This is a genomic window from Mucilaginibacter sp. P1_A3, assembly GCF_056406855.1.
Genome location: NZ_JBFTZJ010000010.1, coordinates 325,117 through 340,052, shown reverse-complemented (window position 1 = coordinate 340,052; position 14,936 = coordinate 325,117). Strand labels below are relative to the sequence as shown.

The window sequence follows — 14,936 nt, the reverse complement described above, 5'->3', positions numbered from 1 at the left end:
CGATAAGGCCGCGGCGATGATTATCGAGGGGATGGAGCAAAACCGTTACCGGGTGTTGGTGGGCAAGGATGCTAAAATGCTGGACCTCCTTTATCGCTTGAACCCTGCGTATGCGGCAGGACTGATCGCAAAGAAAATGGGTGCATTACTTTCTTGAAAACAAAGATAATTCATATTCGATCATTGAATACAAAGGACCTGTGCTTACCGGATGTGACCATTGATTAACTGGATACAAAATTGTAAGTTTAAGTATTGTTAATGGACAACTATTAAAGAAAGCAAATGGGTAAAATGTTGAAAAAACCTGCTCATAAAGTAAATGCTACTATCATTTGCAAAAATTGCGGTAGCGAGGTGTCTGGCAATTTTTGCGGTAATTGCGGTCAATCTGCAAAAACCCATAAACTGAACATGCATTTTATCATCCATGATCTGCAACATGGACTGTTTCATTTTGATAAAGGGATTTTGTACACTACTAAGCAGCTCTTGACCAGACCCGGCCACACCATCCGAGAATTTTTAGATGGAAAAAGAGTCAGGCATTTTCAACCGCTGTCCTATGTTATTGTGCTTGCCACTTTTTATGGATTACTCTATCATTACTTAATTTTCGACCACCTTCACGCGAGTCTAATTGAGCCCAAGGACGATATAACCGGGGCTTCCGGGAAAATCATTACCTGGATAACTGAGCATTTTGCTTTTGACGGTCTAATCCTGATCATAACCAGCACCTTGGTTTCCTATGTCATTTTTAAGAAACGGAAATATGATCTTGCAGAACACCTCGTTTTGAATACATACTTAATGGGATTGTTTTTAATTGTTAGCCTACTCGTTTTCCCCATTGTTTATATTTTCGGTATCGCGGTAACTCTCCAATATGGCATAGTTCAACAGTTTTTTTTATTCATTTTAATGTGCTGGTGTTATTCCCAATTCTTCAACAATACTTCGAGAGGTAAAATAATCGGCCTCACTTTGGGTGCCTTTTTTATTGTTTCGCTTCTAAATTTGGCTATTGGATATTTTGCCGGTTGGATTGTAACGCAATTTTAGCGGTAGAAATAAAAAATGAAGTATTGCAAAACCTACGATTTAAGATTTATAAAAATGGCTTCAATTGTTCATTTGATTTTGTGGCAAAGTAACTCCTCAAGGGCATTGGTCCTCGGAATTTCATTTGAGACTTCTGCCAAAATCTGCAAACTAATAAGTAAATGGTTCGATTTTAGTCCTGCTGGGGCTCAAGGTAGATAGGAGAACCCTATGGAATTCGAACCGTCATTAAGCAACTTTCAATTCGCTTAAAATCCTTAATTGCACTACTAAATGGTTCGAATTATGTCCAGTCTGGGGAGCAAAAAATAGTTCGGTAGTAATCTTCATCCATCTTAAAATGAATTAGCTAAGCCTACTCCTCATCACTTTCCAGATGGGGCGGTATTAGTTTATACATTACCGGCGTTACGATCCTCGATAGTATAGTAGAACTGATCAGCCCACCGATCAATACAATTGCTAACGGCGCGATAAGGGGGTTAGGGTTCAGCGCGATGGGCAGTAGTCCACATATCGCCGTTATAGAAGTGAGCACAACCGGCAGAAAGCGGGTTTCGCCTGCCATACTGATCGCCTCATCTATGCTATGACCTTTCAAGCGTAACTGGTTGGTAAAATCTACCAGCAACAGTGAGTTCTTAACCTGTATGCCCGATAGTCCGATGAAACCGATGATGGATACCAATGACATGGGGTTGCCTGTGAAGAGCAGGAATACCACGCCGCCAAGAACTCCCAGGGGTATAATCGAAAGCACAATGATAATCCCTTTGAACGTTTTGAACTGCAGCAGCAATACCCCGATAAAAAGGAAGGTACTCAAAATAATCACCGACAGAAAGTTGCCTCCTAATGCATCGCCTTCCGATTCTGCTTCTCCGGATAGCTTGTAATAATAGCCCGGCGGCATTTTCAATTTGTTCAGTTGCGGAACGATGTCTTTCAGGACATCATTGGCCAAAACGCCTTCTTTAGTAAGGGATGTTACTTTTGCAAAACGTGATTTGTTGAAATGGTTGATAGCCGTGGGCGATGTCTCAAAGGCAATGGTGGTGATCTGATCAACCAGTACAGGGGTGCCCTGTACATTGTTCACATACAGGTCTTTTAAAGCATCCAGGTTAGAGAATTTATCCCTTGGAAGTGTGATTACAACGTTGCGCGAATCGCCCCGGTCATCAATATAGTCCCCGACAGTTAATCCCGCTACGGCCATTCGTATCACTTTGTCTATGTCACTGGTAAGTACCCCTAATGTTCTGGCCTTTTCTTTATCAATTTTTATTTTAACATCCGATTTATAGGAATTCAGTTCATTGTTGACGAAAAAAGTTCCTGGATGTTTTTTCAAAAGTTCTTCCACTTTAAACGAAAGAGAACGCAAGGTATCCTGGTTCTCTCCAAATACCCTGACTACTATATTAGCTTCAATAGGCGTCCCTTGCTCAAAGTCTTTAACTTCTATTCTTGCATATGGAAAATCCTTAAACTTTTTCCTCAACTGCTTGATCAGGTCAGTTTTTTCCTTGGGTTTAGCCTCTTCATCCAGTTGCACAAATACTTGGGCAAAATCAGGTTTCACATCCTGCTGATGAACATTGTAATAGATCTGGGGGTTGCCTTTGCCTATATTTGAGGTGTAATAAACGATCTCCTTGTGCTTCTTCAATTCACCCTCTACCAATCTGGTCACCCTGTCACTTTCGGGAATATCGGCCTGAAGTGGTAATTTGATATTGATCAAAAACATTGGTTTTTCGGAAGTTGGGAAGAGCTTGAATCCGGTTAAAGTGAACAGGAAAAAGGCAAGTCCGCTTAAGGCTAATGATATCCCGATAGTGGCTTTAGGCCATTTTAAGGCAAGTGGCATCACCCTGGAGTAGGATCTGGTCAGGAACCTTTGCAGGTGCTTTAAAAAGAAATTGCCTTCGCCATGGGTATGCGTTTTTAACATCCGGCTACCCAGGAAAGGAACCAATGTTAAAGCGACGATCATGGATGCCAAAACGCTGGTCATGACGGCCATGGGCAGGCTGCGGATAAATTCACCGGCCATATCTGGTAAAAAGGCCAGGGGTAAAAATGCGATAACCAATGTGGCCGTACAGCCAATAACTGCGATACCGATCTGTTGTGTTCCTTTGAATATGGCAACCGTTCGCGAATGACCTTCTCTGAGCCAGCGTTCAATATTTTCTACCACCACAATACTGTCATCCACCAGCAATCCTAAAGCCACTACAAGGCCGACGATACTCAGTTGGTTTAACGAAAAGCCCAGTAAGTTCATGGCAATGAGTCCCAGGGCTAAGGAGAGCGGGATGGAGATCATTACGATGAGCGACGCCCTGAAGCCTAATGGAAGCAGGGTAATAACCACAAGCAAGATGGCCAATCCGAAGTCAAACTCCAAATGGCCCAAACGTTCGGCTACCATATTGGCCTGGTCGAAGTTTTTGACCATGTGGATATTCTCCGGCAGGGTTTTGCCAAACGCTTCCAGTACCGGTAAATATTCTTTTTGAACGCTGGCTATGTTCACATTGTCCTTCATGGCCGCCGTAACCAGCACGCAACGATGCCCGTTTATCCGTGTGATGTGGTTTACCGTGCCGTCCTTATAGCTTACCGTGGCCACATCTTTCAAATAAATGATTTTGCCATTCGCATTATAAATAACCGTATTGGCCACATCTTCAATGTTCTTGAATTTACCGCTGGTTTTAACGTTAAAGATCTTGCTGTCAAGATTGATGCTCCCCCCGGGAATATCTGCAGCCTCGCTTTGCAAACTACCCATGACCACGTTAAGCGGAATCTTGAGTTGCGCGAGCTTATCCAATTGCATATCGATGCGGATCTCCTGCTCGGGCATACCAAAGTATTTCACCTCTTTCAGGTTGGTAATTTTCTCTAACTGTGTTTTTAAGATGTCTGCTTCATCCCGCAATATTTTTCCGGAAGCATTGTCTGACACCAGGGCCACCTGTATTACCTTTACGTCTGACGAGGAAACCTTTTCTGTTTTGATCAGGTAAATATCCTTGGGAAGTTCGCTGTTTTTCAAAGCATTGATTTCGGTGGATATTTCCTGGTATTTATTGTCCACATCTACACCGTATTTAAACTTAGGCTGGATAACCGCTACGCCGTCTTCTACGGTTGTGAGGATCTTTTCAATGTTCTCCAGTCCATAGATCTTGTTTTCGATGGGTTTTACGACCTGTTCTTCCATATCCTTGGGACTGGTACCAGGATAGATGACCGTGATGATATACTGCGGAGGATGGGTGGTCGGATCTTCCGAACGGGGCATGGTGAACAGCGTCAGCACACCGACAACTGCTACCAAAAGAAATATGACCAGGGTGAACTGATAATTCTTAACAGCAAAATTTGTGATCTTCATGGCCTTACTTAATGATTTTAATAAAAGACTGTTCGTTGAGGTAGGCGCTGTTGGAAACGACGATCTGGTCTATACCTTCCAGTTTATCCTTGAGGTACACGTTTTCGTTATCAAACTTCAGGATGGTAACCGGTACTCTTTTTACCCTGGTTGCGCTAATTGTAGTGAATACAAAACCTTTATTGCCGTCAGCTTCCACGAGGGAGGCGTATGGGATAACCATGACACTTTCATCCTGATGGGTGGCTATTTCCGCTTTCCCAAACATGCCAACCGCTGGCTTTATGCCGTTTAATTGCAGTTTCAGTTCAATCTGGAACGAGCCAAGTTCACGATCGGCCGCTTGCGATTTACGGAACACAGTGGCATCAAAGGTTTGACCCGCATAACCGTCGAGCGTTACTTTGGCGGTTTGTCCGGGCTTGATGATAGCCCATTCGCGATCGGTCACACCCACTTTAAGCGAATAACTGTTTCGCTGTTCGGTAGAGTTGGTCAGCAGCACCGGCGTCCCTCCGGCAATAACCTCGCCTTCGTTGGCTATTTTCTTGCTTACAAAACCGTCGGAAGCGGCATATATTTTAGAATAGCGCTCATTAAAAGCGGTTGCTTCTCTTGCCTTTTTAGCTACATCTAATCCCGTTTTGGTGTTCTGCAATTGTTCTAAGGTATAAACGCTGTCTTTGTAAAGATTCAATGCCCGGCTATAGTCACGTTGCGCCTTTTCTACACCCAAACTGGACTGGGCTAAACCAGCTGAAATTTCTGTAGAATTGAGTGTTGCCAGCAATTGCCCCTGTTTAAAGAACTGGCCTTCCTGTACCAAGATACGGCTGATCACGCCGCCTATCTTAAAGGCATATTTGGCTTCATCCTCGGTACTGACCAGGCCTGTAGCAGTAATCTGATCGGGTACGCCCAACGTAGACACCGGGGCAATTTTAACCGGTATGATATCCGGTTCCCCTATTGGATTTCCTTCCTTGTGTTTTTCTTTGCAGGAAGCCATTATGATTAACGCTGCTATGATAATGCTGAATAATTGTAAGTTTTTCATGATCTTATTTTTATTGAATGGTGAAACTGGCATTGGCGCGTTCGATCGCGGCGTCTGCGATCCAGGTGTCGTAAAGGGCAATATTGGCGTGAAGCTGGGCATCGATCCATTGGTTCTGGGCATCCAAAAGCTCAATGTAAATGGCCGTTCCCTGTTTGTATAACTTCAGCATATCTCCGTAATAGGTCTGGCTGGTTTTTAATTGGGACTGTGCCGCCTCGTATTGCGCGATAGCGCTTTGCATACCGGCCTGACGAACCTTGAGTTCCGTAAGTAGTTGCTGTTGTACATAATCGGTCTGTGAGGCCAGTGCATCGCGGTCGGCAAGGGTCTGCTTTACCCGGTAATTGTTTTTGCCAGAAGAAAACAGGTTCCATTCCAGGGAAACGCCGAATAAATAATAACGGCTTTGACTATTGAATTTCCAATCAAAAGCCTGCGAACCCAGATCGATAAAGGTTCCCAACTTAGGGATGATATAAGATCTGGCCAGCCCGGTCAAGTTGCCGTTGATATCTTTAGCTATCCTTAGTTTGGACAATTCTTCCCTGCCGCTCACACTGTTTCCCATAGGTTGTTCCCCAGCGGGAAGTGCCTTCATGTCATCCAAAAGGACGCTGTCTGTAAGCGGACGGTTAAGCAGGAAGTTAAAATAGTAACGTGCTGATTCTGCTGTTTTCCTGGCACCAATAAGCGAAGCATTGATCCTGGATACTTCATTCTGGCTCCTAAGCACAACGGTCCGGTTTACTTTACTGTTGTCATACAGTTTGGTATTGATCCTTTGACCTTCTTCAACCAGGCGGAGAGAGGATTGATAGATATCGGTAGCATTAACGGCTTTCAGATAATTGTAATAGGCCGTTTTGATCTCTTTGACCAGTTCTCGTTTGTAGAGCAATACCTCAGTTTTTTGCAGATCAACCTGTTGCTGCTTGATACACTTGTTGTATATCAGTTCTGCATTCAGAATGGGCAGCGTGGTGCGAAACTTAGCATCGTAAAAATTATCCGGATTGATCAGGATGTGCTGGTTTTGCAGCTGCGGAAATGAATTGCTCCCCGTCAGTTTGTTCAGTGTAGCATAGGCACCGTTAAGCAGATCGCCGGCAGGGAAATCTATCGTGCGTCCGCCATCGGCTTTGGTATAGGTCGTTGAAAAAGTTACGTCAGGCAGAAACATGCTTTTCGCTTCCTTCAGCGCGTAAATGTTTTTTTCGAGTACAAAGTTTTGTTGCTTGATACTCTCATTAGAAGCAAGGCCTTGCCGGATATACTCGTCCAGCCTGCCTTGGGCTTTTGCAATGGGTGCAGCCAGTAAGGCTGACCATAAAAGCAAAAGTTGATAGAATGTTTGATTTTGAAATTTCATATTTGATCATTGATTTAATTTTAAACAGTGTTCAATAATATTAAAAAAAAAAGGAGTTAGCTTTTTTCAAGCAGCTTAACAAAGCACTCGTAACCATGCTCCATCAGTTCTTCATTGGTCTTGTTCATAAAGTTGGTGGTACGGTCCTTGCAGAACAGAGCACAAATGCCATGAACTGCAGACAGGAACATGAAAGTCAAATACTCCGCGTCCATATCTTTGAACCTCCCTTTCTGCTGGCATTCCTTTACAACGCCCAGCAATTGGCTGATCGCTTCCTGGGCGATCTGAAATCCACCGGACTGTGGATTTTTGACAGGCTCTTCAACGATAAACATCAAGTTGTAATAATCTTTATTTTCCTGTGCGAATTGAATGAAAATACGTCCCACAGCTTTTAAACGCTCAAACGGATCAGCTACCTTGTCCAGTACTTTTAACTGGTTAAGCAGCAGCCGGAAGCCTTCTTTATGTAATTCGTGAAAGATCTCGCTCTTATCTTTAAAATAAAAATAGAGTGAACCCTGGCTGTAATTGATCTCAGCTGCGATATTGCGCATGCTGGTTTTGTCATAGCCCTTTTCTAAAAATATCTTACGCGCACCGTTAAGGATGCGTTTATGCATTTCCTGCTTCTCTTCCAGTTTTCGTTCTGCTATGCCCATTTTTAGATGATGATAAGATACAAATATATGATCGCCACTCGTGTAGCCAAATTTCGGATTGTTGTTTCTGCTTAATTCTGCATTCCGGGGCTGATCTTGCCCATAATGCTCACCGCGGCCTTTCTGTTCAATAACTTGAAACCGAATAGCATGAACCGGTTTTTCCAACCCTGGACCACCCTTGGTTTCTGCCTTTTTTGCAACGCTCTTATAAGTTCAATAGCAACATCTTTTACAGAAGAAACTACGAACTCGGGAAAGTCGCTCGTCTGCTTGCCCGCATGCGCATGAAAGTCTGAGTTGGCCGCGCCTGGATTAAAGCCCATTACGTAAATGCCTTGGGGCTTGAACTCAAGCCATAACGACTCCGAGAAATTGGCGACAAAACTCTTGGTGGCTGCATAAACGGAACCGCCAGGTAGCGAAGAATGAGCCAACAGCGAGCCGATATTGACCAGCGCATCCCCCTTTACAGCTTTCTGTAAAAAGCTATAAGATAAGGTTACCAAAGCTTGCATATTGAGCTGCATGGTGGCCAGCTGGTCATCCAGCGGGATATTCGTAAACTTGCCGTAAGTACCTGTACCTGCATTGTTGATGAGAACATCGTACTTTTCAGTTCCGAGATGCGCTGTTAGCTTTTGCAGATCTTCCGTGTTGTTCAGATCAGCAACCAGGATAGTGTGGCCGCTACCATTTAAACTGCTTAACGCCTGTTCGAGGCGGTCCCTGTTACGGGCTATCAGCGTTACATGGTAATGCTGTTGAGCCAGCTGCCGGGCTGTTTCGAGCCCGATGCCTCCACTGGCGCCTGTGATCAATGCTTTTTTCATGATGGTTGGATTTAAATTTAAACCGGGACAAATTTATTGAACAGTGTTCAATAAAACAAAGGTACTCATCTTTCATTTTAAAAGCTGACATTAAAAACAGATTTGCCAAAACATGCTGCTCCCCGACAGATATTAGGTATTCTACTTTTCAATTGTTTTCGAAGAATACCATTTATACGAAATTTCATAATGTGGGGCACTTAGGCTTTGAGCTTTAAATTAGACTTCATTACAGCAAACAACCCATTCAATCCTAGTCGAATGGGTTGTTTTAATTTATCTGAAGTTTATTATACTCTAAATCCGCCAGAAACTTCTATTCGTTGCGCATTAATCCATTTGGAATCATCTGAACAAAGGAATGCTACCACACTTCCAATATCATCCGGCAAACCAACTCTTCCTAAAGGTGTTTCTGATGCTAAGAATTTATTCAAATCGGAAATATCACGGACAGCCCCGCCTCCAAAATGTGTTCAATGGGACCAGGAGCAATGGAATTGACCCTTATTTTTCTGCTTCCCAATTCCAAAGCCTGATATTTTGATAATGAATCGATCGCCGCCTTCATAGGGCCGTAAGCGGAATATCCTTCAAATGAAAATCTTGCCAAACCCGAAGACGTGTTCACAATAGTACTTCCGTCCTTTGGATCTGCACTTGTTAATTTACAATCTATTCGTGTTTTGATTGGCTGTTTTAGCTGGGCATTGTTTCTGATACTTAGACTTCCATTTAATAATAAAAGCCCTGATAATTCAGGGCTTTTTATTTACATAAAATGTACGTATCGGCTAAATTCAGCCATTTAAACGTATAATTAATGATTTTAGTTTAATAACACCAGAACATTGACTCAATGTCATCCTTAATTTCAAATGGTATACTTTCATTCGTGATGTGAACACTACATATTGGACTGTCAAAAATTGTAACACATTCCACAATTTTTAGATTATTTTGGGTGAAATAATCTGTGTGTTTTTTTTAATCGCTGTTAAATACCTTACAGCAAAATTGAGTTGATTTGCTCGTGACATTTTCATTGATTTTAAAAAAAGAAGTTTAGGAATACATTCATCAATAGTCAATTAAAAAGGGCTAATTTTTCTTTTGAAACTAATAAATCACAATTTTCTAAAATTGTTTTAACACTTCAAAATGTTTTTTTTATTCGATAAAAACCTATCTCGTTACTAATTTACGATTGCTCAAATAAGTTAATATTTTCTTTTTTAAATTGAATTCTGCTATAAAAACCTGGCGGATTGGAAAGGCCATGCAAGGAAATTCTTTCCGTCTGAGATTATTGCAAATTTTTGGACCGGTAATGAGCCGTTCGGCTACTTTTATTTTTTACTATATCTGCCGGCTGTCCCTGAGCTACGATCTTCCCTCCATCTTCGCCACCACCCCGCCGGCGATCGATTACCCAATCACTGGCTGCGGTCACCTGGATATCATGCTCAACAAAGATTACTGCATTACCATAATAGTTTGCAGATGAATGAAGTTTAAAGCTATTCAGTAAATTTAAGGGCTTTGAGCACAATTTCTTTCAGTGCATCCAAATCAAATGGCTTTGAAAAAACAAAATCGGCACCCGCTGTAACGGCCAGCGTTTTAATATCGGCGTTGGCAGAGAAGTAGATAACAGGAATAGCTTTTAAAGCTTCCGCCGCTTTGAGATTTTGGGTCGCAACAATGCCACCTTCATCAGGTATCCAGTTATCCATCAGAATAACGTTGGGCATAAAAGCCGATACTCTTTGGATAAGATCACTGCAATCATAATAGGTTTGCACCTGCCAGCCTTCTTCCCTAAGTACGAAACTACAGATAGTAAGAATATCTTCGTCATCGTCAAAGATCATGATTTTGTACCCGTCATTATTCATTTTAAGAAGTTACTAAAGGTATCGTGAAATAGAAAGTGGAGCCGTGGCCTTCGGCGCTTTCCACCCAGATCTTGCCTAGATGGTCGGTTACGATTTTAGAGGTAATATATAAACCCATTCCCAGGCCGGTATGGCTTGTCAGCACATCCTTGGCCCTGTAGAATTTTTCAAAAACAGATGCCGTGGTTTCGGCAGTCATACCGCGGCCCTGATCGGTAATGCTCACGGTTACATGTCCCTCATCTGCCAGCGACGTACTGATCGAAATGCGCGTATTTCGGTCGGAATATTTACCAGCATTGCCCAACAGATTGGCAAGTACTTGTTCCATGCGCAATTCATCAATCATAATTTCTGCATCGGCAGAAAAATTAATAATAAATTCATGATGAGGCATGATATGCTGCATCACGGCTACCTGCCTTTGCAGGAAATCATTAAGACTAACAGGCAACATTTGGTATTGCAGGTTGCCATTTTCTATCTTTGAAATATCCAACAATTGCTGCACCAGAGACAGTAGCTTATTGGACTGCAGATCTATTTTAGCCAGCAGCCCACGTAAATGATCGCTGACTGGCTCCTTTGCCGCTTTAGCCATTTGTGTATAAGCCTTAAGCACCGTCATCGGTGTTTTAAGTTCATGGCTGGCGATAGAAATGAATTCTGTCTTCTTTTCATCTACTAATTTGGAACGGCGCAGCTCTTCATCTTTTTCCGAAGCAAGCCGATGCAAGGTGGCATTACGCTGTTTAATATCTTCATAAGCGTTTAATGGCTGTTCTTCTTCAAACTGCTTTTTTAGGATACTAATCTTAATGGGATCTAGTTTTAAAGAACGCGGCAGGCCGAGTTTCATCGTGATTATATTGACCGATTCTGTCTCAGATAAATTAAATTCAGGAACCAGCTTTTGGGCATAATAAAACCCCGCATCTGCATTGGTGAAACGAATATCCTTATCAAAGGACACCGAAGCCATCAGGCTGTAGCGTGTCTTCACCTGCTCCAGACCAATTTCCAATAGACCACCATCAGTGTGCTCGATAACCGTGCGGGCTATTTCTGACACCGCAGTAGCAAAGGTAGTTTGGGTAGCAACGGTTAATCCCAACCGCTCGGCGGCCCTCATGGACTTTTTATGAGCCAGCACCAGGTCCATCTCATTTTCCAATGAGATTAATACTACTTTGATCATTTTATTTTCGCGATTACGACCGACATGTCATCATTACGGCGGGCATGGTCTTTATATATAGCTGCCGCTAAGATAGTTAAATCATATTTATACATAAGCGGATAACGGGTCATTTCAATGCGGGTTTTGATTCCATCTGAGCAAAGCATCACCTGGTTAAACTCCTCTGCGGCATATTCCTGGTCATTCATGGTGTTTGGAATGTTGTGGCCCACGATACCATTGTAGGACATTTGGTTTTTAAAATTTACCGGCCCGAACATGCGCGCTGCAATATTGCCCACCCCAGCCGATGTCCAGATCTTGCGCGCAAAGTCATAGCTAACAATATTAATAACCGCTCCCCTGGTTTTTTTAATGGCGCTATGGATAAAGCGGATCGTTTCTGTAGGGCTATAATCCGGGAATGTTTTAAATGCCTTAGCCGCTTCATTAACGGCCAAATTGGCTTCCGGGCCGTGCCCCAGACCATCGGCAAGCATCATTTTCAAGTATTTATCCGTTGTTTTATAAACAAAGCCATCACCGCTGGTTTTTTCACCCGGCTTATAGACCACGATGGGGCGCATTACCACTTCGTTTTTTGCTTTAATTTTTTCGGGGTCACTATATACCCGGCTCAATACAATAGTGCCCCAACCAATCTGCGAATACAATTCAAACGTGTCCGACATTCTTTTCATACCGCCCAGCCCGTGGCCAAGAGTATTGGAGGTAGAAACACCATCCTGCATCATTTTAGCGGGATTGATCATCCCAGGTCCGTTATCAATGCTGATCAGTTCCACATACGGGTTGCCGCCATTGGGAAAAACTCCTATTAAAAGCTCACCGTCATCGCTATATTTGAAGAGATTGGAGGTCATTTCCGCAACGATCAGGTCAAGCTCATTGATCCTGGCCGGCGCGATGCCGCCGTCGGTGGCCATTCGGTGGATTTCTTTTTTTATCAATGAAAAATAACTCCGGTCATCCGCCGTAAAACTTACATGAGTTGCATCAACCATTCGCCCATTTTAAAATCGTAATCACTGTACCTTCTCCCATCTTGCTTTTAATTTCAAATTCGTTTACCAATCTTTTGGTCCCGGGCAAGCCCAAACCTAAACTTTTCCCGGTAGAGAATCCATCTCTCATGGCAGCGGCTATATCGGGAATCCCCGGGCCACGGTCTAAGAAAGTTAAACGGACGCCATTATTACGACCGCTGGACACCACTTCAACGATACAAACACCGCCGTCGGCGTAACGCATCATATTACGAACCAATTCGCTACAGGCAGTTAGCAAACGCGTTTGGTTAACCAATCCCATTTTAATCCTTACTGCTGTTTCCTTCACGCGGTTTTTTAAAAAGACCACGTCCTGCTCTTTTAATACCTGGATGGTATCTTTACTCAGTGATAAGGTCATCGTTGGTCTGGTCTTGGTCTGCGTCCTCTTCGGTCTCATTGATCATGGATTTCAGCAAATTCATACCTTTTTCCATATCCAAAGCGGTGTGCACGCCCTTCAGCGGCAAGCCCAGCTCAATTAATGTGATAGCAACTGCGGGTTGCATGCCTACGACAACTGTTTCAGCATCCAGTATTTTCGACATACTGGCAATATTGCCGATAATGCGACCCATAAAGGAATCTACTATGGACACCGCCGAAATATCAATCAATACACCCTTTGCACTGGTTTTATTGACCATTTGAACCAGGTCGGCTTCCAGATTCAGCGCCAGCCGGTCATAAAGGTCAACCTGAATCGACACCAGTAAAAAGGCGCCCATCCGGAGAATAGGAATTTTATCCATTAACTTGGTTCATTAATATTTTGTAGCTGTACTGATCTTTTTTACCTCCAGGCGCATCACCTTAAACGAATAGGCCAGCGCACTGGCTAAAGTTGCCTTGGTAATAATATTGGAAAGATCGATACCCAAATGCACAACTGTCTGCGCGATTTCAGGGCGAATACCACTGATGATACATTCCGCGCCCATTAAACGCGTAGCGCTTACCGTCTTTATTAAATGCTGAGCTACCAGCGAGTCCACTGCCGGTACGCCTGAAATATCTAATATGGCAATGCTTGACCCGGTTTCCACGATTTCCTGTAACAGGTTTTCCATAACCACCTGGGTACGGGCGCTATCTAAAGTACCTATAATTGGCAACGCTAAAATGCCATCCCAAACACGGATCACAGGCGTAGAGATCTCGGTGATCTCATCAGTTTGACGCAGGATTACTTCTTCGCGGCCTTTAATAAAAGTTTCAAAAGTCACCACGCTCAGGTTGTCCATGATGCGGTTGATCTTTTGACTTTCTTTAAAAAGCTTCATCGGGTCTTCCGGGATTTCCTGTTGTAAAACGTCCAGGATAGCCTCTTTCAGTGTGAATACAAAATTCCCTGTTTCGCGGGGGCTAAAACCCTGGCGCGCCCGCGTAATAGCTATACCTCCTAAGATTTCAATCACCGGGCTCCATTCATCTGAATCAAGATTAATGAAATTTTCTGTTGATAAATTATTGACCAGGGCGGTAATTAATTCCTCGGATTGGCTGCGCAATTCGTCGTTACTGATCAGGTCTTCACGCAGGCCTTCGTCAGCTAACTGGTTCTTCATCCAGAGTTCCAGGATGTTTTTTTTCTTATTTTTTAACAATTGATGTGTTTTTAGTGACATGGATGAAGTATACAGGTTAAATATATAAATATACGCTTGCTATACGATCCAAACTTGGCAAGTTGAAAGATTTTGTAAGGTAATCAAACAGTTCAATATTAGAAATGTTTTAATTTAATATTAAAAATTATTTCAGGCGGAATCTTGAATTCATTCAGAAACGCCAAATGTCCCCAGTTGAGTGTTCAGCACTTTTTTCATTATTTTAAGTTGTAAATTACATACTGATTGATGAATTATGGCTGCTGGTGGTGTACAAAATCGCCCAGTTTACTTATATCAGTTTTGTGTTTCTTCATTATCTTCTTTTTAGCCCTTAAGTAGTCCTGGGCATGGTCTAGCCTGTAAGCTTCAGCCTCTGCGGCACGTTTTCCGCGTAAATAAAACCAAATTCCGGCCCCTGCAGCCAATGCCCCAGTGATGGCAGCCGCGATGTAAAGCATTGTGTTGTCTTTTTTGTTAAAAGGATTTTTCATAGTCGATATTTTAAAGGTCAACAAGCGGCAACCCTTTTAGTTGTTGATTTATTTAAAAAGACAATTGTTTAGGTATGAGTTAATGTCATTGTCGCGCGCTCTTGTTAATCAGGAACTTTAGATCAAAAAAAACTTGCGTAACGGAATTATCCTGGGAGCACTAAGCGGGGCTTTCGCCGTAGGCCTATGGAAAGTAACCCTGAAAGCGCACCCTGCGCCGCCCTCGATAGATTTTACGAATTATTAAATTTAACTGGTGCCGGCTCATATCATTTTCACA

At 42.9% G+C, this 14,936-nt stretch carries 15 protein-coding genes; 1 reads left to right on the top strand and 14 read right to left on the bottom strand.

Features of this window, described 5'->3' with window-relative positions; genetic code table 11:
• Positions 1-285 precede the first annotated feature (285 nt).
• On the top strand, positions 286-1,065 hold the full coding sequence (locus tag AC1D0K_RS22700) for a DUF3667 domain-containing protein (RefSeq protein ID WP_477396251.1): 780 nt from the start codon (positions 286-288) through the stop codon (positions 1,063-1,065).
• Between the two features lie 355 nt (positions 1,066-1,420).
• Here AC1D0K_RS22700 and AC1D0K_RS22695 read toward each other — a convergent pair whose 3' ends face one another.
• From AC1D0K_RS22695 to AC1D0K_RS22630, 14 genes are all read right to left on the bottom strand, one after another.
• Positions 1,421-4,477 (bottom strand): efflux RND transporter permease subunit, encoded by a 3,057-nt coding sequence (locus tag AC1D0K_RS22695; protein ID WP_477441577.1) that lies wholly within the window; start codon positions 4,475-4,477, stop codon positions 1,421-1,423.
• A 4-nt stretch (positions 4,478-4,481) separates the two neighbouring features.
• Positions 4,482-5,534, bottom strand: coding sequence for an efflux RND transporter periplasmic adaptor subunit (locus AC1D0K_RS22690; protein ID WP_477396255.1), 1,053 nt, complete (start codon positions 5,532-5,534; stop codon positions 4,482-4,484).
• A gap of 10 nt (positions 5,535-5,544) precedes the next feature.
• Complete coding sequence (locus AC1D0K_RS22685; RefSeq protein ID WP_477396257.1) at positions 5,545-6,906, bottom strand: TolC family protein; 1,362 nt, start codon at positions 6,904-6,906, stop codon at positions 5,545-5,547.
• A 56-nt stretch (positions 6,907-6,962) separates the two neighbouring features.
• Positions 6,963-7,571, bottom strand: coding sequence for a TetR/AcrR family transcriptional regulator (locus AC1D0K_RS22680; RefSeq protein WP_477396259.1), 609 nt, complete (start codon positions 7,569-7,571; stop codon positions 6,963-6,965).
• A gap of 71 nt (positions 7,572-7,642) precedes the next feature.
• Positions 7,643-8,404 (bottom strand): SDR family NAD(P)-dependent oxidoreductase, encoded by a 762-nt coding sequence (locus AC1D0K_RS22675; protein ID WP_477396261.1) that lies wholly within the window; start codon positions 8,402-8,404, stop codon positions 7,643-7,645.
• 290 nt (positions 8,405-8,694) lie between these two features.
• The gene (locus AC1D0K_RS22670; RefSeq protein ID WP_477396263.1) at positions 8,695-8,841 is read right to left on the bottom strand and encodes an SDR family oxidoreductase; all 147 of its coding nucleotides are present in this window, start codon (positions 8,839-8,841) and stop codon (positions 8,695-8,697) included.
• Positions 8,838-9,035 (bottom strand): SDR family oxidoreductase, encoded by a 198-nt coding sequence (locus AC1D0K_RS22665; protein WP_477396264.1) that lies wholly within the window; start codon positions 9,033-9,035, stop codon positions 8,838-8,840. Before AC1D0K_RS22665 ends, AC1D0K_RS22670 begins: the two co-directional genes overlap by 4 nt.
• 889 nt (positions 9,036-9,924) lie before the next feature.
• Entirely contained in the window at positions 9,925-10,278 is a 354-nt protein-coding gene (locus AC1D0K_RS22660) for a response regulator (RefSeq protein ID WP_477396266.1), read from the bottom strand.
• A gap of 25 nt (positions 10,279-10,303) precedes the next feature.
• Positions 10,304-11,500, bottom strand: coding sequence for an ATP-binding protein (locus AC1D0K_RS22655; RefSeq protein WP_477396268.1), 1,197 nt, complete (start codon positions 11,498-11,500; stop codon positions 10,304-10,306).
• On the bottom strand, positions 11,497-12,507 hold the full coding sequence (locus tag AC1D0K_RS22650; RefSeq protein ID WP_477396270.1) for a PP2C family protein-serine/threonine phosphatase: 1,011 nt from the start codon (positions 12,505-12,507) through the stop codon (positions 11,497-11,499). The genes AC1D0K_RS22655 and AC1D0K_RS22650 overlap by 4 nt, the downstream gene beginning before the upstream one ends.
• Positions 12,500-12,913 (bottom strand): anti-sigma regulatory factor, encoded by a 414-nt coding sequence (locus AC1D0K_RS22645; RefSeq protein ID WP_477396272.1) that lies wholly within the window; start codon positions 12,911-12,913, stop codon positions 12,500-12,502. The genes AC1D0K_RS22650 and AC1D0K_RS22645 overlap by 8 nt, the downstream gene beginning before the upstream one ends.
• Positions 12,894-13,304 (bottom strand): STAS domain-containing protein, encoded by a 411-nt coding sequence (locus AC1D0K_RS22640; RefSeq protein WP_477396274.1) that lies wholly within the window; start codon positions 13,302-13,304, stop codon positions 12,894-12,896. Before AC1D0K_RS22640 ends, AC1D0K_RS22645 begins: the two co-directional genes overlap by 20 nt.
• A 12-nt stretch (positions 13,305-13,316) precedes the next feature.
• Complete coding sequence (locus AC1D0K_RS22635) at positions 13,317-14,180, bottom strand: STAS domain-containing protein (RefSeq protein WP_477396276.1); 864 nt, start codon at positions 14,178-14,180, stop codon at positions 13,317-13,319.
• Between the two features lie 236 nt (positions 14,181-14,416).
• Positions 14,417-14,656 carry a hypothetical protein gene (locus AC1D0K_RS22630; RefSeq protein WP_477396278.1) on the bottom strand — a complete coding sequence of 80 codons (240 nt, stop codon included), beginning with the start codon at positions 14,654-14,656 and terminating at the stop codon, positions 14,417-14,419.
• Positions 14,657-14,936: the final 280 nt, after the last annotated feature.